We start from the raw sequence: 24,931 nt of genomic DNA, 5'->3' as shown, positions 1-24,931 counted from the left end.
TCGTTTATTGTACCAACGGGTTTTGCGGGACGTGCCCGTTAAAAGCTCTGGGCGATATAGTTTCCGTAATCTGTGAGCGATTTCAGTCCCCGTACCGATGAGACCAGCCCTGCCTCCTCCAGCTTCTTCATCATGTTGTGCGTGGTGGAACCGGGGATATCGGTGAGGCGGGATAGGTCGGCGTCACGCTGTGGACCGTCGGTGCGCAAGATCGACAGCAGCTGTTTGTCGCGCTCGCTGAGATGCGGCGCCGGCGCCGTGTGAGCCGGGGGGTAACCGTAAGGCACGGTTGTCGGCGCTGCCTGGTAGGCAGGGTAGGGTACAGGTTGGGGCGCGGCGTAGGTGGCCGCCCCATAGGGCTGCGGCGAGGGATAGGGCGCCGGTTGGGAAGGATATGCGGCGTAGGCGGGCGCGGCAGGCGGCGCGTAAGCGGGCGCGACCGCTGCGGGATACGGATAGGGCGCCGCGGCCGGAGTCGTTGCAGCGAGGGGCACCTCGGCCACTGCCCCCGCGGGTTCGTAGCGGTAGTCGTCGAAGTCGGGATCGCTTTCATCTACTGACGGGTTGTCGCGCACCAGGCTGATGGTGACCACGGCCCCCGTGCCCAGATTGTCCTCGATAGTGATGGTTCCGTTTGAGAGCTCCAGGTATTCGCGTACGCGCGGCAATCCCGATCCCACGCCCCGGATGTAGTTCCGCATGGGCTCTACCGCTGACGAGAACCCTGGCATCTGGGCTTTTTCCTTCGAAGGGATACCCGGCCCGTGATCGGCGAAGCGGATGGTATTGCCATGATCGAGGATAGTGACCAGGGCCTCTTTAAATTGAGCGTGGATAAAGTTTTCAGACACTTCGCGAATAACCGTGTAGGGAATGGAACCGCCTGCTCCCCGCGCTTGCTCGTACACGCCTGTGGCCAGCGCCTCTATATAGGCAGCGGTTTCAGCCGGTTGGATGTCGATCACCCGCGGTTCGCTGCGCATGTCGTCGTAAATGGCGATATGCCCCACGGTGTCCACAAAGGTATAGTCAAACGCGGTGACGGCGGTGCCGTGCTGGACGCTCTCAGTTTCCATGTTCTCCCAAATCATTCCGTTTAAGCTGTCTTGTATTCCCTATTTGGAAAGAAAATTCCGCAATATTGTAACTTGTTTCAACAGTTTTGAACAATATTCCAGGAACTTCCAGGATGGGCGGTGAGTAATCCCCCAACAATTCAGAAAATGTTGAAAACTCTTCAACTAACTATCTGGGAAATTCACCAGAATTCAGAGTTATAAACAATTTATTCAGTAAATGTGGAAAAGTTTGAAAAGAGAAAAAATCACTGAATGCGGTAAAAAGCCGAAAATGTTAAAAACTCAGGTCGAATCCCTTGACAGAACGGTGCGATAGCCCTTAACGGCCCACTCTTGGGGAGAGTCTGCAAAAAGCCTGCGATACCTCCCGCGGTTTTCGAACAAAGGTATGAACAAGGCTTCAACAAAGAATAAAAGCGAAAGTTTTACCAGTTCACATCATGGATAATCGAATCCATCCCGCCATAGTGCTGCAGTCGGGAAAAGTTATCTACCGTCTTTCAGCTAACCTCTCCACCGTGAAAAAGAGGGTTTTTCCACTCGAAACCCTGGAAGAAGGCAAAGTTATTAACTTTTTCCACAAAGAAAGGCGGTGGATAGTTGAAAAACCTTCGGAATCCTTCCTGTGGTTCCGCCGAAGATGGGACGGCCCGTCTCAACCCCGTGGAAAAAGGGGGCTATAATACCGGAACATCGCTTGTTCACTGCACAGCCTTTCCGGCTGTCGCATCGGGAGGAAAGGCCGAGTCTTGAAGCTGAGCATCAACCGCACCGAACTGTCCAACGCCCTCTCTATTGTGATGAAAGGCGTTTCCACGCGTTCGACGCTGCCTGTGCTGTCGGGTATTCTCATCGAGGCTGTGGGGGATAAAATCATCCTTCAGGCCACCGACCTCGAGCTGTCCATCCAATATTCCGTGGCAGCTCTGGTCGAGGAAGAAGGTCGCACCGTAGTGCCCGGCAAGCTGTTCTCCGAAATCGTGAAGAACCTTCCCGACGCGGCGGTGCATGTGGAAGCTGGTGACGACCAGGCGTTTATCACCTGTGACACCTCGTCGTTCTCCATCCGCGCCTTGAATGCCGAGGATTTCCCCGGTTTCCCGCGCGTGGAAACCCATCAGCGCATCGAGATTCCGTTCCAGCAGTTCTCCACCATGGTGAAGCGCGTTTCGCGCGTGGTGTCGAAGGACGAGAGCCGCGCCATCCTCACCGGTGTGCTGATCACCTTGGAAAACGGGGTGCTGCGCATGGTGGCCACCGACTCCTATCGTCTGGCCATCACCGATGCGCCGCTGCCCGAGACCACAGCCGACGAGTTCCAGGCGGTCATCTCCGGCACGTTCCTCTCGGAAATTGCCTCGCTTCCCAAAACCGAGTCGCCGGTGTCGCTGGCTTTGGCCGACAACCAGATCGTGGTCACCTGCGAGGACACCGTGTTCATCAACCGCCGCATCGAGGGCAACTTTCCCAACTACAAGCAGCTGCTGCCCGATTCCTACGCCACGCGCGCCACGGTGGAAGTGGACAAGCTGATGGCCAGTGTGCGCCGCGCCTCGCTGTTGGGTTCGAATGCCTCGCCGGTGCGCTTCGATCTGAACGCTGCTTCCCAAACGGCGCAGATCACTGCCGCCAGCCAGGATGTGGGCAGCGCGCAGGAAATTCTGCCCTGCACTATCGAGGGCGAAGATGTCGAGATCGCCTTTAACTACGCCTACGTGCTGGATGGCCTGGGCTCCATCGCCACCGACGAGGTGTATCTCGAGGTGCAGTCTTCCATGAAGCCCGGCATCTTCCGCGCTCTTGAACCGGAAAACTTCCTGTATCTGGTTATGCCGGTGCGCATTTCCTAAGATGTTTCACGTGCAACGTCGCCATAGGTGCCTTCCGAGCCGCCCCGCTCCTGGGCGCTTTGGCGTGCGGGTGGCCCTATGACCTTGCGCATCAACACCCTCGAGTTCAGGAATTTCCGCAACTACGAGCACCTGCGTTTGTCCGATCTCGGTGAGATTACGGTGTTGGTGGGGCGCAACGCCATCGGGAAGACGAACATCATCGAAGGCGTGCAGCTGCTGACGGCGCTCAGCTCGTTTCGCCACGCTACCCGCGAGCAGCTGATTCGCCATGGCAGCGAATCAGCACGGCTGGAGGCGTCTATCAGCGATGGCAACCGGCTGCTGGATGTGGCGCTGACTCTCGATAGTGTCAGCCGCCGCTACCAGCTGAACGGAAAAGGGAAGCGGCCCGCCGATCTGAAGGGCTTGGTTCCCTCGGTGGTGTTCACCCCCGACGATCTGAATTTGGTAAAAGGTTCTGCGACGGGGCGCCGAGCGGCTTTGGATGCTTTAGGGTCGCAGGTGAATAAGAGCTATCACACCGTGCGCCTCGACTACGAGAAGGTGATTCGCCACAAGAATCGCCTGCTGAAGGAAGAAGCCGACGCCGCCTTGGTGGAGGCCGTCAACGAGATGGTGATAACCGTCGGCTCCCAGCTGACCTGCTATCGTGCGGCCCTGTTCGCGCGAATCATCCCGCCTTTGGTGGAGAAATATCGCCATATCTCGCAGAATGGGGAAACGTTGTCGGCGGTCTACATTCCCTCATGGGATGATCGCGCCGAGGTGGGGAACTACCCTGCGCTGCTAGATGCTGCGATACAGCGCGACCAGGCCCGCGAGGCCCTGGTCCGCGCGCTTCGTGAGCGCGCGGCGGAAGAGCGGCGGCGCGGTCGTTCGGTGGTAGGCGCCCACGCCGATAAGATTGTGTTCCTGCTGGACGGACAGGATGCCTCGCTCTATGGGAGCCAGGGCCAGCAGCGATCCATCGTCTTAGCTTACAAGCTCGCCGAAGCGGCGGTGGTGGAAGAGCTGCTGGAGCAAAAACCCGTGCTGCTGCTGGACGATGTGATGAGCGAGTTGGATGGAGTGCGCCGCGCCGCTCTGGTGGAAGCTATGGAGCGCGGCAGCCAGACATTCATCACCACCGCGAACCTAGCCTATTTCGACCAAAACATGCTCGATCGCAGCAACGTGGTCTCACTGCCGATTTAAGCGATGTAAGCGGAAAAAACGATATTTTCCCCATACGGTACCGAAAGTGCCCCTCAGAACCCTTTAAAAGAGGCCGTTTGAGGGCAACTTCTCAAAAATAGGTAATTGTCCATACGTGTCCGTGATATAATCGACGCTCAGTCAGCGTCCGCTTCGGACGCGTTTTCTATGTTAAGAGCGAAGGAGCGTCAGTGGCACAAAAACCAGATCATTACGACGGTTCTGACATTCAAGTCCTGGAAGGCCTTGAAGCCGTTCGCAAGCGCCCGGGTATGTACATCGGCTCCACGGGTCCGCGCGGTTTGCACCACCTGGTCTACGAGGTGGTCGACAACGCCGTGGACGAGGCCCTGGCCGGTTACTGCGACACCATCGAGGTGTGGATCCATGCAGACAATTCCATCTCGGTGGACGACAACGGCCGCGGCATTCCCGTGGACAAGCATCCCAAGGAGAAAATCCCCACGGTCGAGGTCGTGCTCACCATCCTGCACGCCGGCGGCAAGTTCGGCGGCGAGGGGTACAAGGTATCGGGCGGCCTGCATGGCGTGGGCGTGTCGGTGGTGAACGCGCTGTCCACTAAGGTGGAGGTGCAGGTGCGCCGTGACGGCAAGGCCTACGAAATCGACTTCGATCACGGCAAGACCAAGACGAAGCTGCACGAGGTGGGCCCGGCGAAGCACACCGGCACCAAGGTGACCTTCTGGCCCGACCCCGACATCTTCACCGAGACTACCACGTTCGACTACGACACGCTAGCGGCCCGTTTCCGCGAGATGTCGTTCCTCAACAAGGGCCTGAAGATCATCCTACACGACGAGCGCGTGACCGACGCCGACGGCAACCCCCGCACCGAGGTGTTCCAGGCGCTCGGCGGTATCGTCGACTTCGTGAAGTTCCTGAACGATGGCAAGGAAACCCTGAACAAGCCCGTGTACTTCGAGGCCGAGAACGCCGACGGCACGGTAGAGGTGGCCCTGCAGTGGTCCAGCTCCTATTCCACGAACTCGGTGATGGCCTTCGCCAACAACATCAACACCCACGAGGGCGGCACGCACATGGACGGCTTCAAGCAGGCCATCACGCGTACCATCAACGACTACGCCCGCGCCAAGGGCCTGCTGAAAGAGAAGGATTCCAACCTCTCCGGCGAGGACGCGCGCGAGGGCTTGGCCGCCATCATTTCCGTGAAGCTGCACGACCCGCAGTTCGAGGGGCAAACCAAGACGAAGCTTGGCAACACCGAGATTCGCCCGCTGGTGCAGAACGCCGTGACCCAGGGTCTCGCCGAGTACCTGGAGGAGAACCCCACGCCGGCCAAGCGCATCATCGGCAAGGCCACCCAGGCCCTGAAGGCTCGCGAAGCCGCCCGCAAGGCTCGCGAGATGACCCGCCGCAAGAACGTGCTCGACTCGTTCAGCATGCCTGGTAAGCTGGCCGACTGCGCCAGCAAGGACGCCAGCCAGTCCGAAATCTTCATTGTAGAGGGCGACTCGGCAGGCGGCTCGGCGAAGCAGGCCCGCGACCGTAAGTTCCAGGCTATCCTGCCGCTGCGCGGTAAGATTTTGAATGTGGAACGCGCCGGTCTGCACCGCTCGCTGTCTTCCGACACCATCAGCTCGCTCATCACGGCTATCGGCACCAACATCGGTGAGGATTTCGACGCCGAGAAGGCCCGCTACCACCGCATCATCATCATGACCGATGCCGACGTTGACGGCGCGCACATTCGCTGCCTGCTGCTCACGTTCTTCTACCGCTACATGCCCGAGCTCATCAACCTGGGTTACATCTACATTGCCCAGCCGCCCATCTTCGGCCTGAAGAAGAAGAACTCGCGCAGCCCCAAGGTGGAGCGCTACATTTACGACGAGAAGGCGCTTTCCGCCACCCTGGCCGAGTACGACGACCCCAGCAAGTTCGACGTGCAGCGCTACAAGGGCCTCGGTGAGATGGACCCGGAGCAGCTGTGGGAGACCACCATGGAGCCGGCTACTCGCACGCTTCTGCAGGTGAACATTGACGACGCTGTGGAAGCCGAGCGTGTGGTGAGCGAGCTCATGGGCGAGCAGGTGGAGCCCCGCAAGGAGTTCATCCAGAAGCACGCCCGCGACGTCCGCTTCCTGGATATTTAACAAGAGCGTAGGAGTAGGAAAGGGGGCGGGAGGGCCTGTTCGCAGACCTCTGAACGCCCCCTGGAGAACGCGATTGCTAAGCAATAGCTTCTACTTCAGCAGCAACGATGATGGGATGGTACCGAATAATGTGCGTCATCTTCGCTGTTGCTGTTATCGCGTTCGGAAGGGGATCAGCGTGAACTGGGCTGCGAACAGGCCCTCCCGCCCCCTTTCCGGACATGACCTGTAAGTTTCTAAAGAAAGGAAACTGATGGCAGATTTTGAAGACGAGAATTTCGACGCCGACGAGCGCGACGAGGTAGAGGCCGCCGAGGATGACGCCCTATACCTGGCCGAGGATGTGGATACCGACGCCGAGGGCGATGAGGACGCCGAGCTCGCCAGCGCCAGCTCCACCCTCGACGAGGAAGAGGACGCGGAAGATGCCAGCAACGACGGCAACGACCCGTCGTTTGTCTCCGAAGAGGAGCGCGCCCGCTCGATGATGGTGGATATGCCGAACCCCCACGGCTCCATTATCGAGGGCGCCAACGGCGGCGAGGGCACCACGGTGCGCGCGGCCTTCCTGGGCAAGGAGATGCAGACCTCCTTCCTGGAATACTCCATGTCGGTTATCGTGTCCCGCGCCCTTCCCGACGTGCGCGACGGCTTGAAACCGGTTCATCGCCGCATTCTGTACGCTATGAACGAGTCGGGCTACACGCCCAGCAAGCCGCACATGAAGTCGGCTCGTACCGTCGGCGACGTTATCGGTAAGTACCATCCCCACGGCGACTCGGCCGTGTACGACACCATGGTGCGCCTGGCCCAGCCCTTCAGCTTGCGCCTGCCCCTCATCGACGGCCATGGCAACTTCGGCTCCATCGACGGCGACAGCGCCGCCGCCATGCGTTACACCGAGGCTCGCTTGGACAAGCCGGCCATGGAGCTGCTGCGCGACCTGGACAAGGAAACCGTCGACTTCCAACCCAACTACGACGAGAGCCTGCAGGAGCCCACGGTGCTCCCCTCCCGTTTCCCCAACCTGCTGGTGAACGGTTCCAATGGCATCGCCGTCGGCATGGCCACCAATATCCCGCCTCACAACCTGGGCGAGGCCATCGACGCCACCTGCCTCATGATGGACAACCCCGAGGTCACCACCGAGGAACTGCTCCAGGTGATGCCCGGTCCCGACTTCCCCACTGGTGGCCTCATCATGGGCAAGAAGGGCATTCTGGATGCCTACGAGACCGGCCATGGCAACCTCACCATCCGCGCGAAGTGCGAGATCGAGGAGAAGAAGAACGGCCGCTCGTCCATCGTGGTGAAGGAAATCCCCTACCAGGTGAACCGCAAGCGCCTGCTGGAGAAGCTCGGCGAGCTGGTGCGCGACAAGAAGCTGCCCGAGATCAGCAACATCCACGACGCGGCCGACCGCAAGGGCATCGATATCATCATCGATCTGAAGAGCAACGCCATTCCGCAGGTGGTGCTGAACAAGCTGTACAAGCACACCCAGCTGCAGGTAGGCTTCGGCGCCAACATGCTGGCCCTGGTGAACGGCACTCCGCGCGTGCTGTCGCTGAAGGAGATTCTGCACTACTACATCGAGCACCAGAAGGACGTCGTCACCCGTCGTACCCGCTACGAGCTGGCCAAAGCCGAGGAGCGCGAGCATATCCTGGAAGGCTACATCATCGCGCTCGACAACATCGACGAGGTCATCCAGATCATCCGCTCGTCCCAGACCGACAAGGAAGCCGCCGCACGCCTAACCGAGCGTTTCGGCCTGTCCGAGAAGCAGACCAACGCCATCCTTGAGATGCGCCTGCGCCGCCTGACCGGACTGGAGCGCGAGAAGATCGAGGAAGAGCTGGCCGAGCTGCGCGAGAAGATCGCCTACTACAAGCGCATCCTCTCCGACGAGAACCTGCTGAAAGAGGTCATCAAGGAAGAGCTGCAGGAGATCAAGAAGAAGTACGGCAATCCGCGCCGCACCCGCATCACCGGCGAGGCGAAGGATATCGAGGTGGAAGACCTCATTGCCGAGGAGAACATGGTCGTTACCATGACCAAGGCCGGCTACATCAAGCGCCTGCCCGTGAGCACCTATCGCCAGCAGAAGCGCGGCGGCAAGGGCATGCAGGGCGTGAATTTGAAGGACGCCGACTTCGTGGAGCACCTGTTCGTGGCTTCCACCCACTCCTACATGCTGTTCTTCTCCACCAAGGGCAAGGTGTACCGCCTGAAGGTGTACGAGATTCCCGAGGCCAGCCGCCATGCCCGCGGCACGGCCATCGTGAACCTGCTGCCGCTTGAGAAGGGCGAGTCCATCTCGGCCGTTATCGCCACGAAGGACTTCCCCGCCGAGGAGTTCCTCATGTTCGCCACTGCCCAGGGCAACGTGAAGAAGACCTCCATGGACCAGTACGACCGCACCCGCCGAGACGGTCTTATCGCCATCAACCTGAAGGAAGACGACGAGCTCATCTCGGTGAAGCGCGTGGCCAAGGGCGAGAAGGTCATCATGGTGTCCTCCGCCGGCAAGGCCATCCTGTGGGATGAGTCCGAGGCCCGCGCCATGGGTCGCGGCACCATGGGCGTGCGCGGCATGAACGTGCCGGCCGACGCCCATGTGCTGGGTATGGAAATCGCCCGTCCCGGCACCGACCTGTTCGTGATTACCGAGAAGGGCTACGGCAAGCGCACGAAGATCGAGGAATACCCCGAGCACCATCGCGGCGGCCAGGGCGTGTACACCATCACCATGACCCACAAGAAGGGTCTGCTGGCGGTTATGAAGATCGTCGGCCCCGATGATGAGATCATGATCGTGTCCGAGGAGGGCGTCATCGTGCGCACCCCGGTGAAGGGCATCTCCGAGCTCGGCCGTTCCACCCAGGGCGTGAAGGTGATGAACGTGGCCGACAAGGACAAGGTGTGCGCGGTGGCCATCTCCTCCACTGGCAAGAAGAAGGCCAAGAAGGAAGGCCCTGTCGACGAGAACCAGCTCGACTTGCTGGATGAGGAAAGCACCGACGGCTCGCTGGCTATCGACGACATCGACGGCGACGACGGCGATGTCGAAGAGGTAGAGGTCGAAGCGACCGAGGAGTAGTCTCCGCTCGGTTTCAGCCCGTCATATACAAGAAGAGCCGCACCAACCTGCGGCTCTTCTTGTATAGGCAGCTAGGAAAGTTCTCCGAAGTCTTCGGGGGATATGTGGTCGAGGAACGTTTTGAACTCGGCCAGTTCCGCTTCTGTTTGCTGTTCGCCGCGGAACAGGAAGGGGAAAGAAGCCGCATCCAGCACTTCTTCCTCAATATACATCGGCGCATCTTGGCGCAGGGCAAGTGCAATGGCGTCGCTCGGCCGCGCATCCAAGGTGATGAGGCGCCCGGCCTGGCTGAGCACCAGGTGAGAATAGAATACCTGCCCCCGAGCCCGATAAATAACAACCGAGTCAACGCGAGCATCAAGGTTGGTAAGCGCATCGAGGAACAGATCGTGCGTCATAGGCCGGTCGAGCTTCACCTGTTCCAGCGCCATGCCTACCTGCGCTGCCTCGGGCGGTCCAATCCAGATGGGAACAATGCGCGCCTTCCCCGCGGGCGTTTCCTCCACAGGCTGCAGTACCAGCACCGAAGGCTGGCTGGGCCCGGCGACCACTAAGGTCAACACTTTCAACGGAACCATACTTGTCCTTCAATCAAATTTCTCTTGCTTACCAGCCATTGTAATTCGCCCTTTTCGGTCGCAGCCTCATCGGTGACAAAATCACTGCCCTAAATGCACGAAAATCGACTTATATAGGCGCCAATAACTCCTGCACGCATGTTTTTGAACTTATATAGACCTTTGTAGTTCCTAGGGGTTCCTCGAAAGTCTATATAAGTCGATTTTCGTGCATGGAAGAGAGGGAAGTTGTCACGGAAGGTAAGAAAAGATCCTATTGGGACAAGAGAAAGATGTCTTTCGCCGCCGCCCGCATGATTTTTTCAATTCGAAGAAATTTTTCCTTGACCCACCCTTGGTTTCGTCGTAAGATAGTCAAGCACTTTTTCAAGGGCCCGTAGCTCAGTTGGTTAGAGCGCACGCCTGATAAGCGTGAGGTCGCTGGTTCAAATCCATTCGGGCCCACCATTACTTTGCGATAAACGCTCCACCGTGAGCCGAGTTAGCCGGTGGAGCGTTTATTATATTTCGGGCCAAATCGGCCGCATCAATCTCAGTCGAATACCCCGATCATGCAAAGCGATGGCTGTCGGTGCACGCTATGGGGCGTTAGCTCAGCTGGGAGAGCGCGGGCTTTGCAAGCCTGAGGTCAGGGGTTCGATCCCCCTACGCTCCACCAAGTATTTCAGAAGCCAGGTCATGTGATCTGGCTTCTTGTATATAGGGGTTCCCAAGGATCGAACCCCGCGAGGGGCGAACAGTCCAGTGGACTGTTCGCGGCCGAGGCCGAAGGCCGAGGTCTCGAAGACCTGCGCAGCAGGGCTTCCGCATCCCCCTACGCTCCACCATAGAAGAATCAGCCGAACACTTTCGGGTGTTAGCTTTGTTTCTGGAAGATATTCTCAAAATCCTCGCTCAGGAACAGGGGAAGGCCTTGCGAAAAGTCACCTGATAAATGAAAGCCCCCTGTTATTAGAGGATATGGCCCTGGTCAATTTGCGAACTCCTTTTGATTGTGCAAAACGATTCAGGTTGGAAGAACTCTCCGTTCACCACTCAAAAGTAACAAAAGAGCAACTATTAGCTATTCATTAGGATAGCTTTACCCTGTCATTACAGGTAAAAGTCTGACAAATTATCAAATCTGGCTATTCTTATAATCGTAGGGAGACCTTACGCTCGCTTTTGTTCCCTGAAGACGAACTGACAGGTAGACAATAACCTGTCAGAGCATCTAAAATGGAGATCATAAGCACAGAGATGCCCTGGTGAAGAGACGAGAGAGCCCCCCCCTGAGCATCGAACGAGGAGAGATGGCTGAAAAAGCGCATTGAGTTACGCTCAGTGCGCCTATGCGCTTATACGGGTTGTGAGGAACCTGAAAAAGCGTGGGCCTGAAGAGAGGAATGGGTGCACAAGCGCCCATAAGAGGAACGGTGGAGACGATGAGAGCTGCAATTCGAAGCTTTGCATCCAAGAACAGTCGCGCCAAGAAGGCGATTGCCATTATTGCGTCTGCTGCACTCGTTGCATCCGTGAGCAACTTCCAGGCTTTTGCGGCCACAGCCTCGACGGAAGATGCTGCCGCCAACCCGAAGGTGGCCGTGATCGACTTTGAGATTGCCGATGGCATGAAGGTTGTCTATGACGGGAAGAACGTCAAGAATGGCGCGTCTCTTGAAGTCTCTACTCAGCGGGATGTTACGTTTACGGTGAAAGCCTGTGGTGGAGACGTTCCCCTCAAGATTGGGAAGGTTGCCTACACGACCTCCTCGCTCTCTGAAAAACAATCGAATGAATCAGCTCAGTCTGGCCAGGATGGCGAAACGGGACAAGGTAATGCCAGCGTCGCGGCAACCCAGCAAACGGATGAAGGTGGCTCTCAGGACGAAGGACTTGAGGTATCGGCGAATGATCCCGCTGTCGCTGCCACCGATGAGCTGACGAAAGAACATCAGGAAGATGAGGGTACCGGGCTCTCGCAGTCAGCTACTCTAGCTGATACGGGCAACAGCCAAGAAGAGGCTATCGCTGATGATCTGACTCCCCAGGCTTATCCGCAGTCAGCAGATCAGGGGGCGGAACCAGCCGCGCAGGTTTCCTCCGAAGATGAAGCGGTGGAGGTTGAGACCACTTTTGTGAACGGCCGATATGTCGTCCCTGCCGATGCTCTCATGGCCGCCGCAAAGTCGCAGAAGAAAATTGTCGTGAAAATTACTTCTTCAGAAATTAACGCAAAGGAAGAGGCTGCCAACTGGACTGAATTGAAATCACTTTTGGAGTCGACGAACGCCGAAACGGCTATTACCCTTACTGGGGACATTGAGGTTGAACTTGGTGAATCTGAATTGGGCGTGAAAGTTGAGGGGGATAAGGCAATCCAGCTTGCTGGACATCATATTACTGTCAAGGATCCCTCTTCAAATGCCGTGGCTTTTGAAGTCGCCGATGGCGCTTCCCTGTCCATTGACGATACGGCTACTGCGGGAATTGAAGCGGTGGGAGTAGAGAGTACGGAGACGACAAACTCTGAGAAGTACGCTAAATCCGATATCGCTCAACTGGCGACTTATGAGAACAAAACCCTTACCTATTATGTAACGCATTCTGAAACCGATCGTCTGACGGGCACCACTAAGGAAATCCGTGACAAGCTCCAGCTCAACCTCGCGGGTGAGAAGACGCCGGGGTCTTTGGAGGCAGAAGGCATGAATGCTCTTATTAAGGTGGATTCCAATGCCTCCCTTTCCATTGGCGGTGGTCTCTTCACCAACGCAGAGGGCAACCATGCTATCACGGCCAAAGGAGCCAAATCGGTGACCATCGATGGTGGCTTTATCGTGGGCAGTGGTGCTAAAGAGAATGGTGGCGGCATCTACTTCGAAGGAGTAACCAAAGAACAAAGCACGCTCTCGGTGGGTGACAGTGCCTATATTGCGGGCAATGTGTCGGGCCAAAAGCATAATGGCGGCGGTATTTGGGCTACGAACTGCACGCTCATCGTAGATGGAGATGCTGTTATCGCTGGTAACAAGGCCTCTCGGGGCGATGCAAGTGATACCGTCATAGCGTCAAGCCGCGTGGAATATCCCAACGGCGGCGGCATCTATGTAGAAGCCAATTCTGATGTTCGCATTGCTGGTAATGCAATCATTGCTGGTAATCGTGCAGCGGCCGATGGTGGTGGCGTGTATGTTAAGGCTACGCTCAAGAAGAATGGCGCGATTGAATCAACGGTTTGCTCCAACTCGCTCGTGTTAGACGAGTCTTGCTGCATCACGAATAATCAATCTGATCATAATTACGAAAGCGAGCATCCTTCTGAGAGCCCAGAACCTCGCCCGTGGAACAACTATGGCGGAGGTGGTGGTGGAATATTCACCGGCGCCAACACAACGATCAATAACGCGGAAATTACCGCAAACTATGCATCTGATACCGGAGGCGGACTGTACCTGCCGGGCGAGTTCAAGTTCGTCATGCCAAAGATCGCCATTGAATATGCGGTTATTGCGGGCAACGCCTGCGGTACCAGCGAGGGCGGCGGCTTGACGGTCATGCCTGCAGCGGAGAGCTACCTGCGCATGGGCTACATCACTAATAACAGCACAGCCACCGATTTCGACTATGGTGGAGGCGGTTTGTTCGTTCCTTCAGGCGGCACGTTCGAGGTGCGCAATCCTGTGGTGAAAGGAAATACGGCTGACGGTTACGGCGGAGGCGTGGCAGCTTGCACTAACGGCACGGTCATTACCTCTGATGCCGCTATTTTCGACAATACGGCAAATCATGAGGGCTATACCACCAACCCCAATGAGTATGGCGACCAGTGGGCATCGATGAATCGTCTCAATCTGCCGAAACACTCTTCCGACGATTACTTCTGCGCCAAGGCCAGCACGGTGTACAACAACATGCTCGGCGGCGGAGTCTACAACTGGGATGGCTACATGAGTGGCAAAGCCAGCAATCGAGTTGAGTTCAAAAAAGTTGGCTGGTTTAATGCAGCTAATAAAGTTGTCGTCAGTGACCCTATGGGGAAGGTTCTGGAAACCTATTCCTTTGGAAATGCAAATTTTGAAAAAGGCTATGCCTACGTATACCTTCCAGAGACGATGACCCTCAATGAGGTTTCAGAGGTGTTTGTGGGTACAACTGCGGTCTTTACTGGCACAGGATATGATTCGTCGGAAGAATATAGTTCGCGGGCAGGACTCATCACCTCGGTTCGCGACAGTGACGATGAGCATAAGGGGTATCATAAATATCTTTTGAACCTCAACTTCGACATCACTAAACCGACTAAAGACGGCGGTGCGGTATACAAAGATGACTCTGACACTGTTGTCGCCGATGGTGTGGTGGAGTACTTTAAAACCTTTGTGGATGACACCGACAAAGAGGGATCCTCTTATCACGTCTATAAAATTCTTTCCAACAAATTCCCCGAGGATGGGCATGCCGTGGCCTCGCGTTTCATGGCTCTGAAGGCTCACCCGTACCTTGGGGACAACAACGAGATGGGTCAGGCGGCTGCGAAGGCGGCGGCTATGAAAGAAGCCAGCGTGTTCATTACCGGTAATTACTCCGCCAATAACGGCGGCGGCATTGGATGCAACGGCAAAATCACCATCGGTAAGAATCCGAAAGAAGATAACCCCGACGACCCGAAGCTCCCCCCGGATACCTTCAATCTGACGATCGATAAGTCTTGGACGAACCTGAAGGACATGGGCTCGGCAAACAATGGCACCATCACCACAGCCTTCCGGGTGCGCGCCTACCAGTCGAAGGCTGCGTATACCGCGGCGCCGAACAACCCCAAGTTTGAAACGGTCATCGGCATGACCTTCGACGAAGAGTCGGGCGCTTCAATGTCCCGCACGATTGAGGATATCAAGAAGGGCTGGTACGTCGTGGTGGAGGAAATAGGCTTCGCCGGCGATAACTTCACCGTTGATTCTGCTGAGGAGGCGGTCTCCATCAAAGGTGATGAGACCGTCAAATTCGAAAACACCTTTAATGATGATAAGTCTTACGGCACCGGCGTGGTGAACAGCTACGCTCAGGGTGAGAGCGGCGATTTCAACAGCAACGGAATCCAGGTGTCCCAGGATACGGTGTATAAGAATCGGCGCGCCGCTGCTGAGGCACAAGGCGGCCTGACCAATCTGACGGACCCAGTGATCGCTCGGGTTGCGGGCGAGTAAAGGGAGGTTGTGAGCATGACACGGAGTATATCGCGCAAATTCGCCGCGGTATTGGCTCTCGCCCTGGTTGCCTGCTTGGCCATGGCAACGGGTACCGCCTATGCCTACTATACTGACACCACCAAGGCCAACGGCATGATCTCGTTCCAATGGGAACCCGACGAGCCGCCGACTGATGTGGAGGAGGAGCTAGACGGCCTCAATAAGACGATCCGTGTGAAGAACACCGGTAACGAGAACGCCGCTGATGCGCTGGTGCGCGTGAAGCTGGTATATCCCGACCCGACCAAGATGGAAGGCGGCGTAACCATTACAGTGGATAAGGCTGCCGACTGGACTGAGGCTGGTGGCTGGTTGTATTACAACGCCCCCATCGCGCCGGGCAAGTCCACAAGCGATATTAAAGTCATAGTGGAAGTGAAGGATAAGTCCAAACTCCGTCCCTTCGATATCGTGGTCGTGCAGCAATGCGCGAAGGCCGAGGGTACTTCCTGGGACGATTGGCACGGCACGTTCGTGGAATCTGAGGGAGCGATTTACCTCAAGAACCCGGGAAATCCGGTCAAGCAGCCAACCAACCCGATCACTGCGGAAGGTGAGTAGCCATGATTCGCAGCATTAAGAACCTTTCGTTGCAGACGCGCATCCTGCTCATCATACTCGCGGGAGCTCTCGTGGGCTGCTTGGTCATGATGGCGGTAAGCCCTGCTCGCGCCAAGCTGGAATTCTTCAGCCCTGATTACGTGGCCGAGATCCAGCAGACTCATATCGGCGTGAAGCTGACCGAGAAAACCGGTGACGAGGCCGAATTCCGCATCGTGTCCGGGGACGACCAGCTCATCCAGCAGCAGGACAAGCTGTTGGGCGCAGATGTGGAAACGGGCCCGCAGCTGGATAAGATGTACCCCGAGGCGCTCTCGGTGAAAAACGCTTCCGACGACATGGACGAATACGTACGCCTGACGGTGCGCAAGTACTGGGCCACGTCGACCCCCACGGCAACGACAGCCGCCGCATCAGCTACCGTGTCGGCCGAGGAGTTGGCCGACAAGCCTCAGAAGGATGCGACTCTGAATCCGGCTCACATCCAGCTGGCCTACGATGCCACAAGTGAAGGTGACTGGGTATTCTCCGCTGAGGAAAGCACCGGTGAGCGCTTGGTGTTCTACTACAAGCATGTGCTGAAGGCTGGCGAGCATGCGTCGTCCCCTGCCGTTACGGGCATTGCCGTCAGCTCGTCTTTGCGTGATGACCCGGCAGCGGCTAATGGTGCCTACGCTCAGTGTTATCTCGGCCTTGCGGCCCAGGTCGATTCCGTGCAGGTGAACAACGCGGTTGATGCGGCCAAGAGCGCCTGGGGCATTGATGTGACGCAGTTCGAACAGTACGGCCTCGACTGGACCAGCAGAAACTAGCGAGGTGTCCTCATGAAACAAACCGCCATGGGAAAACATATCGCCTTCGCGGGCCTTGCTACCTTCATGGTGGTCGTAGCCGCGCTATTCGCCTTGGTGCCTTCTGCTTTCGCTAACACCATCGAGAAACAGTGGACGGTGGAGTTCACTGGTACCGAAATGAAAGACGATGGTTCTGCTGCCATCGCTCGGATTATCGGCGGCATGCAGCCGGGTGATTCAGCGAAGTTCACGGTGGACCTTTATGAGAGCTACGATGGCGCAGCCGACTGGTACATGAAGAACGAAGTGCTGAAGACCATGGAGAAGTCGTTCACTGACGCGAACTCCAACTCCGGCGGTTCCTACAGCTACAAGCTCACGTTCATCAATCCCGCCGGTGAAGAAAAGGTCATCCTGACCAATGAGGTGGTTTCCGGCGATGCTGGCTCGGGCACTACCAAGGGCCTCTTCGATGCCACCGAGGCCACGGGAGATTGGTTCTTCTTGGAGACCCTGGCTGCCAAGGCTCGGGCCAAGGTGATCCTCGAGGTGTCCATCGACGGCGAGACCCATGGCAATACCTACTTCGATACCAATGCTGTTCTGCAACTTTCCTTTGCCGCGGAGCCCAATGCCACGGATCCAGGTGTGCCGGGGAACGGCGGGGATACGCCCAAGGACGAGGAGAAGCCAACGCAGTCTGACAAGCCTGAGAAGAAGCTGTCTCAGACCGGGGACACTATCCGCATGGGAATCATTGCGCTCATCGTTGCGCTGGCGGGCGTTGTGCTGGTAACTGCCATAGTTCGCCGTCGTAAAAACGATCAGGATTCAAAGGAGGGCGACGCCCGATGAAGTTCACCGATAAACTGACGAGAAAGGCCTTGGTCATCGTCTGTACCACAGCGATGGTTGCTTCCCTGGGCGCGGCACCTGCCTTCGCAGACCCAGCCGCTGACAAGAGCACCTCGCCGACGCCCCAGGCGCAACCCTTCAACGGTACGACCTATCGTGTGGCGGTTTACGCTGGCAACCAGGGCACTGTGAATGGCTCCGACAAAGTGGTCTTCGATGGGGCGAACGCGGTCCAACCTGGGAGTACGTTCGACTTTAGCCAGGTAAAGGTGGAAGTACCCGCTGATAGCAAGTACTACGCCAAGGGTATTCGCCTGGCAGCGCTGGACAACGTGCAGTCCGACAATATCCATGGCGATGTGGCAGTGGAGACCACCTACTATGCGACGGTCAACGATAAGGGCGATATGGTGGCAACGAATCCGGCCACCATCACTGAGGACACCGACTTCGTGGTGGCTTACGGCATTCTGGCCAATCGCGTGGCCTACACCGTGAATTACGTGGATGCCGATGGCAACCAGCTGCAGGAGCCCCAGACGTTCTTCGGCGACATCGGCGATCGTCCGGCTACGGCTCCGGTTTACATTGAGAACTATCTGCCCCAGGCTACTCTGGTGGTGCTGACGCTTTCCGCCGACGAAACGCGGAACGTGGTCACGTTCCGCTATACGCGTTTGGCTGAGGGCACCACCACGGTGCAGCAGCCCTCAGGTCGCGTGGATGTGACTACTTCCGATGGATCAACGGCACAGGGGGCCTATTTCACCACGGTGACGCCGGAGCAGGTTGCCGCCGCGGCGGCTGGCGCTGGTGCCGGGACTGGTACGGGCGATCCCGCGAATCCCATCGAGCAGACGCCGCTTACCACCGATGCGGGCACTGAGGTTCTTTCCGACGACGGCACGCCGCTCGCCGTTCCCGAGGTACAGACCATCAACGACGATGAGAATGCGCTGTCGGCAGGCCAGCAGCCGGGCGATGGAGCCCCGGCGGCCAACACCGCGTGGATTCCCTGGGCCGTGGCCGCTGCAGTGATTGCCGCACTTATGGCGTTCGTGCTGGTGCGCGCCCATCGCAAGAACCAAGAAGAGGAAGCACCGGCGGAAGCCTAGGGTTTTCTGAATGACCGATCGAGGGGCGGGGCGCCATGGCGGCGGTCCGCCCCTCGTGGTACATTGATTCCATGGCCCAGCAGTCGGCGAACATATCCCGCGATTCTTTCTCCCACGCTGTTGAGCGGCGCTTGACCCACTTGCGGGTGGCGGCCCGGTTGTGCGCCGTTGTCGGCGCGTGCATTATTGTCGCGTTGCTGGTGGTGGGCATGGGCGCTGCCGTGGTGCCGCGCGTTCTGGGCATGCAGTCTTACGCCATTATTTCGGGCTCGATGGAGCCTGCCTACCCCACAGGCAGCCTGGTGTATGCCGAACCGGCTTCCGGGGAATCGTTGCAGGCGGGCGATGTGGCGGCCTTCTGGCGCGACGAGGATGTGATCGTGCATCGGGTGCAGGAAAACGATGTGGCTGCTGGCGAGCTTACTACCAAGGGCGACGCCAACGCCGAGAACGACCTGCATCCGGTTCCTTACCAAAACGTTCTGGGGTTGGTCACGTTCTCGGTTCCCTATGTGGGGTACTTCTTGATGGCCTTGGGGTCTACTTCAGGCATGCTGGTGCTGGGGTGGATTATCCTCATGGGGGTGGCGTTCTGTGTGGTCGGCTCCGTTTTGGGAAACCTCGCCGACCGTCGCGAGAGGGCCGACGGCACCCGCTGAACAGCAGCTGAAAACTGCTTGTTAAATGACGGGAAAGTAACGGGAAAGAGCCGCGAAAAGGGATGAATTGCCGTTCAGTGTCCAATTTAGCATGTCATAAGTCGGTCAATTTAAATGATAGGGTAAATTAGCCCCGAAAGGGTAACGGTAAGTTTTACCAGTTCAAAGCATGAAAATCTCGCTGCCCCCCCCCTCCTTGACTTTTCAGTCATTTTTGTCAGTTTACTTTGGCGTTCTTTTCTGTAAAGTGGATGTAATCAAACGTTTACCTTAGGGGTCACCAGCCTTTATGTCGTAAGGGCTGAGGTTCCGGGGAAATGTGCGAAGCGGGTTAAATATCCGGCGCAGAGCCCCGGTATTTAAGCAGCAGAAACGTAGTAGTGGAAGCAGAGTAGAAGGTTGGTGAGGAGTATGCGGAGCATCGCGCGGTTCGTGGATGCGCGGAACACCGCCGAGGGCAAGTTCCTTTCGGTCTTGCTGTCGGTCTTACTGGTGTTCTCGTTCCTGAACGTGACCATGTTCACGGACAAAGCCAACGCCGGCGAGGAGACTCAGGATACTGAGTTTGTCGCCGATGTTGTCGAGTCTGATGCTCCCCAGGACGAGGAAATCGTCACGGGGGGGGGGTGCCTCTGAGATAGAGGGCACCCAGGAAACCGATTCCACCGAGGAGGTGGAAAAGGAAACCACCCCGTCGAACGAGGAGCCCGTCACGGAGAAAGAGGATACGGCTGATCCTAACGACCTGACAGAGACTCCTGAGCAAGCGCTGATTAATAACGACACATCGCTCATGTCGTTTGATGATGAGCCTGCAACGCTTGCTGCCGATACGAGTACCGTTACGCTTAAGGTTGGCGAAAGCGAGACTTTGAGCGGAGGCAATCGGAATCAGTATCACACGTGGAAGGTTGAAGGATCCTCCGGTGTCGTAAGCCTGAGTGAGACAGACAAGGCTTGGAATGCAAGTAGTCGCACTGTTACTGCTGTCGCCCAGGGTTCTGTGACCGTTGTGCATGAATGGTATAACCGGGGCGCACGGGGTGTTTATACGCTCGCTGGCTCTGAAACCTACAAAATAACTGTTGAAGCTGCCCAAAGCTTGGCTTACTTCTATTTCCTGCTTCCAGGCAAAGATAGCACGGTTGATACTGCGGCTACTGATTATATGTATGCAGGGAACGGGCATACGCTCGTGCCTGAAAATCTCGGCGATCGCTGGTATCAAGGAGAGACGCACAACGGCACGAAGTTCGATATTAACGAGTATGTTACCGAGTGGCCTACGGATGAGGAAATCATCCAAGGTTTGCAGACTTACTACAATGGAAAGGGTGGCAAAGAAAAGTACGATCCTTCCTGGACCTTCGAGTGGGTTCCCCTTGTGATGACATCGCCTCGAGGTTCTGTAGGCTATGACTACAAAGAGCTTAAGCCGAGCACTGCCATTCATATCGACATTCAGCTTATTATCGACAAGCAAGATAGGGCGTCTTTGGGCTATCAAATTATAGAGCCCAATGGAAACATGTCCACGCGCTCGGTGGAGCATCAGAAAAACTCGACGGTCGAAATAAACAGCACTGTTCAGGAGAACGTAGCGTTCCAGACTGATGGTGCAGAGTATGAGCCGACTAAGAGTTACGATGGAAAAACCTGGTACTTTGACGGGTGGTACTCGGATGCTAATTACACCGAGAAGGCCGCTGATTCTGTTGTCGTGAATGTACCCACTATCTTTTATGCGCGCTACGTTACCCATGAGAACAAACTCACCTACGATGCAAACGGGGGCAAGTTCTCCGATGGAAGTGCCGTGAAGGAGAGCTATCAGAAAAGCGGCGAAGCTCTGACCGTTCAGGAGGCTCCCGAGCGCGATGGTTACGTCTTTACTGGCTGGGTTGGCTCTGATGGCAAGAATTATTCCGCCGGAGACACCTTCATTATGCCCGACGGGAATTTGACTCTCACTGCTCAGTGGGCGATTAGTGAAACGGAATCGTACACCGTTAAGTACCTTGAGCAGGGAACCAACAAGGAACTCGCGTTCTCTGTGACAAGAGAGAACAAAACGTTCGGTGAGACCTATCATGAGGATGCTGAATCCATTGTCGGTTACGAGGTGGATGCTGAGCGGAAGTCGATCGTCATTTCCAGTTCTGAAAATGAGATCATCTTCAACTACACGCCTGTAAAGAACTTGTCCTATATCGTCAAATATGTCGACAAAGATACTGATACTGACATCAAAGCTCCCGATCAAGTAGACGGACAGACCTTCGGCACCGAGGTTTCCGTCCCCTCTTCAATTATTCCCGGCTATGATCTTGATACTACCGATCTTGTGGAGCTAGAGTCGGCACGGCTCGGCAAGAAGCTGGCCATCAACTCTGTCGAAACGGAAGACAACGTCGTTATCTTCTACTACACCAAGAAGACCAACCTCTCCTACACGGTGAAGTATCTGGAGCAGGGTACGGGCGCCGAGCTTGCCGCGAGCAAGACTGTGGACGGTCAGACGTTTGGTGCCTTGGTAACCGAGCAAGCTATTGACATTGCCGGCTACAACAAAGTCGAGCCGAGCAGCAAGACCATTACCATTTCCGAGGGCACGAACGAGATCACCTTCTACTACACCAAGCGTACCGACATGCCCTACGAGGTTCAGTACTACTTGGAGAATCTTGACGGAGGCTATGAACTCGCCACGGCTGCCACGGTATCTGGTCAGGGCACGCTGGGCGAGTCGGTAGTTGCTCCCGAAAAGACTTTCGACGGCTTTACCTTTGATGCCGGTAACGTTGAAAATAAACTAGAGGGAGAGATCCCTGCCGACGGGTCTCTGGTGCTGAAGCGCTATTACGATCGCAACGAATATACGGTGACGTATGAGTATGATGGTGAGGTTCCGGCTGGTGCCCCCACGGTGCCTGCCAGCGGCACGTACAAATATGGCGCCGATGTAACTGTTGCCCCGAACGTGGAGGTTGCGGGCTATGAGTTCTCCGGATGGAAGTCTGAGGAGGCGACTGTTATCGCTGGCCAGACTTTCACGATGCCCGCTCGCGACGTAACGATTCGCGGTTCTTTCACGGCTAAAGCGAACACTAAGTACACGGTTGAGCGCTACTTGCAGAACATTGATGGTACCTATTCTGATACGGCTACGTATGTCGATTCTGAAACCCAGGGTACTACGGGTGTTGAGGCCAAGGCTGATACCACGGTGTCCTATACGGGCTTCAGGTTTGACGCTAACAATGACCAGAATGTTCTGACTGGTACTATTGCTGGGGATGGTTCGCTGGTTCTGAAGGTGTATTACGAGCGCAACCAATATGAGGTGAGCTACCAGTATGAGGGCGATGTGCCCGAGGGTGCCGAGGAGGCTCCGAAGCCCCAAGCCTATAAGTACCAGCAGGAAGTGATGGTCGCCGCGAAGCCGTCTCTGGAGGGCTACACCTTCAATGGTTGGACCTCTGACACTGTGAAGGACTCTTCGTTTACGATGCCTGATGAACCGGTGGAGTTTACTGGCTCGTGGACGGCTAAGACCGACACTCCGTATACGGTGGAGTACTACTATCAGAAGAATGGCCAGTACGCAGGCGATCCCGACACTACGGTCGATCGTGAGGGAACCACAGCTGCAAAGGCTGAGGTGACGGAAGCCGACAAGACTCCCACCAAAGATGGATATGTCTACGATACAGCCGCCGCTAATGTCGAATCTGCTGAGATTGCTGGTAATGGCACCACGGTTCTGAAGGTGTATTTCAAGCAGCAGCTGACGGTGAGCTACCTGCCTGGTGATCACGGCGCTTTTGAGCTCGTGAACTACTCTGATCTTGATTACGGCACTCTGACTGCAACGCTCGTGCCGCCCATCGTCTTCGGCCAGCCCGGCTATAAGTTCACGGGTTGGAGTCCCGAGGTCGCTGGCACGGTGACGGAAGACGCGGCGTATGTGGCGCAGTGGGCGGAAGATCGCGATCAGACTCATGCGGTGAGCGCCCAGGTGCAGTACTTCTACGGCGAGACGCTTGCCGATGCTCAGGCTAAGACTACGCCCGACGCCGAGGATGATGTGGTTACAGAGTCTGGTTGGATTGCCGAAGACACAACAGTTGCAGTTCAGCCTAACGTGACTGATAAGTTCTTGGGCTATAAGTGCGAGTCAACTGAGGGCAAGCTGTCGTATACCGTTGCCGCTGGCGACGCAACCGATGCTACGACTCATGTGGTGAAGGTCTACTACGTGAAGGACGAGTTCCAGACGCATAGCCTGACGGTGTCGGTAAATTACTGGCTCAATAACTCTCCCGCAGATAAGGGCGTGGTGCTCTACGAAAAGACTGCGTGGGTGAATGACGAACTTCAGTTTGTGTCCGACGCCGCGCAGATCGCTCCTGCCGATAAGTACCCGGGCTACGAGTTGGATTACACTGAAGGGATGGAAACTTATACGCTGGCCGAGGGGCAGAGTGGTGACGTAGTTGAGACCATCGATGTGTTCTACAAGGCCCGCACCGATCTGTCCTATACGGTTGAGTACTACCTGGATGGCGTGTTGTTGGAGAACGTACCTGACGGATGGACTCAGGGTGCTGAAGATGTGACCTTCGGAAGCACTCAGACCATCACCCCTGAACCCATCGTGCGTGTGAATGACACGACGTATGCGTTGACGAGCACGAATCACTCCGTCGTTATCGGTGTGGAGAACAATGTGATTCGCGTTAACTACGAGAAGGTCAACATGGGTGATGAAGTGGTGTTTGCGGTTCAGTCGCTGGCCAAGGTGTATGACGGTACCCCGCTGACCACCCAGGACTTCGAAGTGGTTGGCATGCAGCGTAACCATATGGCCACGGCTACGGTTACCGGCACTCAGACGGAAGCCGGCACGTCGGCTCTCACGATTACCGATATGCGTATCTTCGATGAGAACGGTCAGGATGTAACGAGCAACTACACCACGGTTCGCGCCGTGAACGGTACGCTGACGGTGAACCCCCGTCCGGTGACCATTACGGTGGCGGATGCTACGAAGGTGCTGGGTGCGGCTGATCCGCTGTTCACGGGCCGCATTACCGCTGGCTCGCTGGTGGCCGCGGGCGACCTGGGTACGATCACCTACACGCGTACCAACACGGCCGAGGCTGCTGGTACGTACGCCAACGTGCTGACCGCCAACTACACGGCTAATGCTAACTACGCGGTGACGGTGGTTCCGGGCGACTTCACCATTACGGTGCCCACGCCGCTGCCGACGCCGACTACTCCGGTGACGCCGCCGCCTGCTCCGGTGCCTGCGCCCACCCCGGCTCCGGCTCCCACGCCGGCCGCCGTGGTGCCCGCCGCTCCTGCAGCTGCCGCTCCGGCCGCTCCGGCCGCTCCCGCGGCTGAGGCCATCGCCGACGATCCCACGCCGCAGGCCGCCCCGGCCACGGCGACCATCGAGGATACCGAAACCCCGATGGCTTCCGGTGAGGAAATCTCCGACGAGGGTACGCCCATGGGCGCCTTCGACGAGCCGCACTGCTGGGTGCACTGGATTATGCTGATCGGCATTCTGCTGACGGCAGTGTACGGCCTGGTTGTGGTGCGTCGTCGTCTGGGTATCGCTGGCGATATCGACGACTACGAGAAGCAGATCACCGGTCGTGTGGACGATCGTGAGGACGCTTCTGAGTACGTGGGCGCGCATCAGGCGCTGTAAGGAACAACACCCCGGGCGCGAGCTTCGGTTCGCGCCCTCTTCGAAAGGTTGG

Annotated in this window: 14 protein-coding genes, 2 tRNA genes and 1 pseudogene; 15 read left to right on the top strand and 2 right to left on the bottom strand. The window is 56.9% G+C overall.

The window, feature by feature from the left end; translation table 11 throughout:
• Positions 1-38 precede the first annotated feature (38 nt).
• Entirely contained in the window at positions 39-1,076 is a 1,038-nt protein-coding gene (locus tag VIN30_RS01765) for an ATP-binding protein (protein WP_326425054.1), read from the bottom strand.
• Between the two features lie 752 nt (positions 1,077-1,828).
• Here VIN30_RS01765 and dnaN point away from each other — a divergent pair.
• The 4 genes from dnaN (at position 1,829) to gyrA (ending at position 9,364) form a co-directional block, all read left to right on the top strand.
• The gene (gene dnaN, locus VIN30_RS01760) at positions 1,829-2,929 is read left to right on the top strand and encodes a DNA polymerase III subunit beta (RefSeq protein ID WP_326425056.1); all 1,101 of its coding nucleotides are present in this window, start codon (positions 1,829-1,831) and stop codon (positions 2,927-2,929) included.
• Positions 2,930-3,007: 78 nt separating this feature from the next.
• Positions 3,008-4,126, top strand: a complete 1,119-nt coding sequence (gene recF, locus VIN30_RS01755) for a DNA replication/repair protein RecF (RefSeq protein ID WP_338208788.1) — start codon at positions 3,008-3,010, stop codon at positions 4,124-4,126.
• 191 nt (positions 4,127-4,317) lie between these two features.
• On the top strand, positions 4,318-6,261 hold the full coding sequence (gyrB, locus tag VIN30_RS01750) for a DNA topoisomerase (ATP-hydrolyzing) subunit B (protein ID WP_326425060.1): 1,944 nt from the start codon (positions 4,318-4,320) through the stop codon (positions 6,259-6,261).
• Positions 6,262-6,514: 253 nt separating this feature from the next.
• Positions 6,515-9,364 carry a DNA gyrase subunit A gene (gyrA, locus tag VIN30_RS01745; protein ID WP_326425061.1) on the top strand — a complete coding sequence of 950 codons (2,850 nt, stop codon included), beginning with the start codon at positions 6,515-6,517 and terminating at the stop codon, positions 9,362-9,364.
• Between the two features lie 71 nt (positions 9,365-9,435).
• Here gyrA and VIN30_RS01740 read toward each other — a convergent pair whose 3' ends face one another.
• The gene (locus VIN30_RS01740) at positions 9,436-9,942 is read right to left on the bottom strand and encodes a bifunctional nuclease family protein (protein WP_338208785.1); all 507 of its coding nucleotides are present in this window, start codon (positions 9,940-9,942) and stop codon (positions 9,436-9,438) included.
• Between the two features lie 370 nt (positions 9,943-10,312).
• Between VIN30_RS01740 and VIN30_RS01735 the strand changes: the two genes are divergently transcribed.
• The 11 genes and pseudogenes from VIN30_RS01735 (at position 10,313) to VIN30_RS01690 (ending at position 24,879) form a co-directional block, all read left to right on the top strand.
• Positions 10,313-10,389, top strand: a tRNA-Ile gene (locus VIN30_RS01735).
• Positions 10,390-10,524: 135 nt separating this feature from the next.
• A tRNA-Ala gene (locus VIN30_RS01730) sits at positions 10,525-10,600 on the top strand.
• Between the two features lie 709 nt (positions 10,601-11,309).
• Positions 11,310-15,131: a hypothetical protein gene (locus tag VIN30_RS01725; protein WP_338208783.1), complete on the top strand. Its 3,822-nt coding sequence runs from the start codon at positions 11,310-11,312 to the stop codon at positions 15,129-15,131.
• 9 nt (positions 15,132-15,140) lie between these two features.
• Positions 15,141-15,734, top strand: coding sequence for a hypothetical protein (locus VIN30_RS01720; RefSeq protein WP_338208781.1), 594 nt, complete (start codon positions 15,141-15,143; stop codon positions 15,732-15,734).
• Positions 15,735-15,736: 2 nt separating this feature from the next.
• Positions 15,737-16,546, top strand: a complete 810-nt coding sequence (locus tag VIN30_RS01715) for a hypothetical protein (protein WP_338208779.1) — start codon at positions 15,737-15,739, stop codon at positions 16,544-16,546.
• Between the two features lie 12 nt (positions 16,547-16,558).
• The gene (locus VIN30_RS01710; protein WP_338208777.1) at positions 16,559-17,383 is read left to right on the top strand and encodes a hypothetical protein; all 825 of its coding nucleotides are present in this window, start codon (positions 16,559-16,561) and stop codon (positions 17,381-17,383) included.
• Positions 17,380-18,498, top strand: coding sequence for a MucBP domain-containing protein (locus VIN30_RS01705; RefSeq protein ID WP_338208775.1), 1,119 nt, complete (start codon positions 17,380-17,382; stop codon positions 18,496-18,498). Before VIN30_RS01710 ends, VIN30_RS01705 begins: the two co-directional genes overlap by 4 nt.
• A gap of 35 nt (positions 18,499-18,533) precedes the next feature.
• The gene (locus VIN30_RS01700; RefSeq protein WP_338208774.1) at positions 18,534-19,157 is read left to right on the top strand and encodes a signal peptidase I; all 624 of its coding nucleotides are present in this window, start codon (positions 18,534-18,536) and stop codon (positions 19,155-19,157) included.
• Positions 19,158-19,568: 411 nt separating this feature from the next.
• Positions 19,569-19,793 (top strand): hypothetical protein, encoded by a 225-nt coding sequence (locus tag VIN30_RS01695; RefSeq protein ID WP_338208772.1) that lies wholly within the window; start codon positions 19,569-19,571, stop codon positions 19,791-19,793.
• A pseudogene (locus tag VIN30_RS11535) lies at positions 19,732-21,129 on the top strand (InlB B-repeat-containing protein); the annotation flags it as partial. The gene VIN30_RS01695 and the pseudogene VIN30_RS11535, both read left to right, overlap by 62 nt.
• Before the next feature lie 81 nt (positions 21,130-21,210).
• On the top strand, positions 21,211-24,879 hold the full coding sequence (locus VIN30_RS01690; protein WP_338208769.1) for an InlB B-repeat-containing protein: 3,669 nt from the start codon (positions 21,211-21,213) through the stop codon (positions 24,877-24,879).
• Positions 24,880-24,931 lie beyond the last annotated feature (52 nt).

Source organism: Adlercreutzia wanghongyangiae (assembly GCF_035989245.1).
Taxonomy (GTDB): Bacteria; Actinomycetota; Coriobacteriia; order Coriobacteriales; family Eggerthellaceae; genus Adlercreutzia; species Adlercreutzia wanghongyangiae.
Note: the sequence above shows the minus strand (reverse complement) of the source record. Positions and strands in the feature narration are given on the sequence as shown.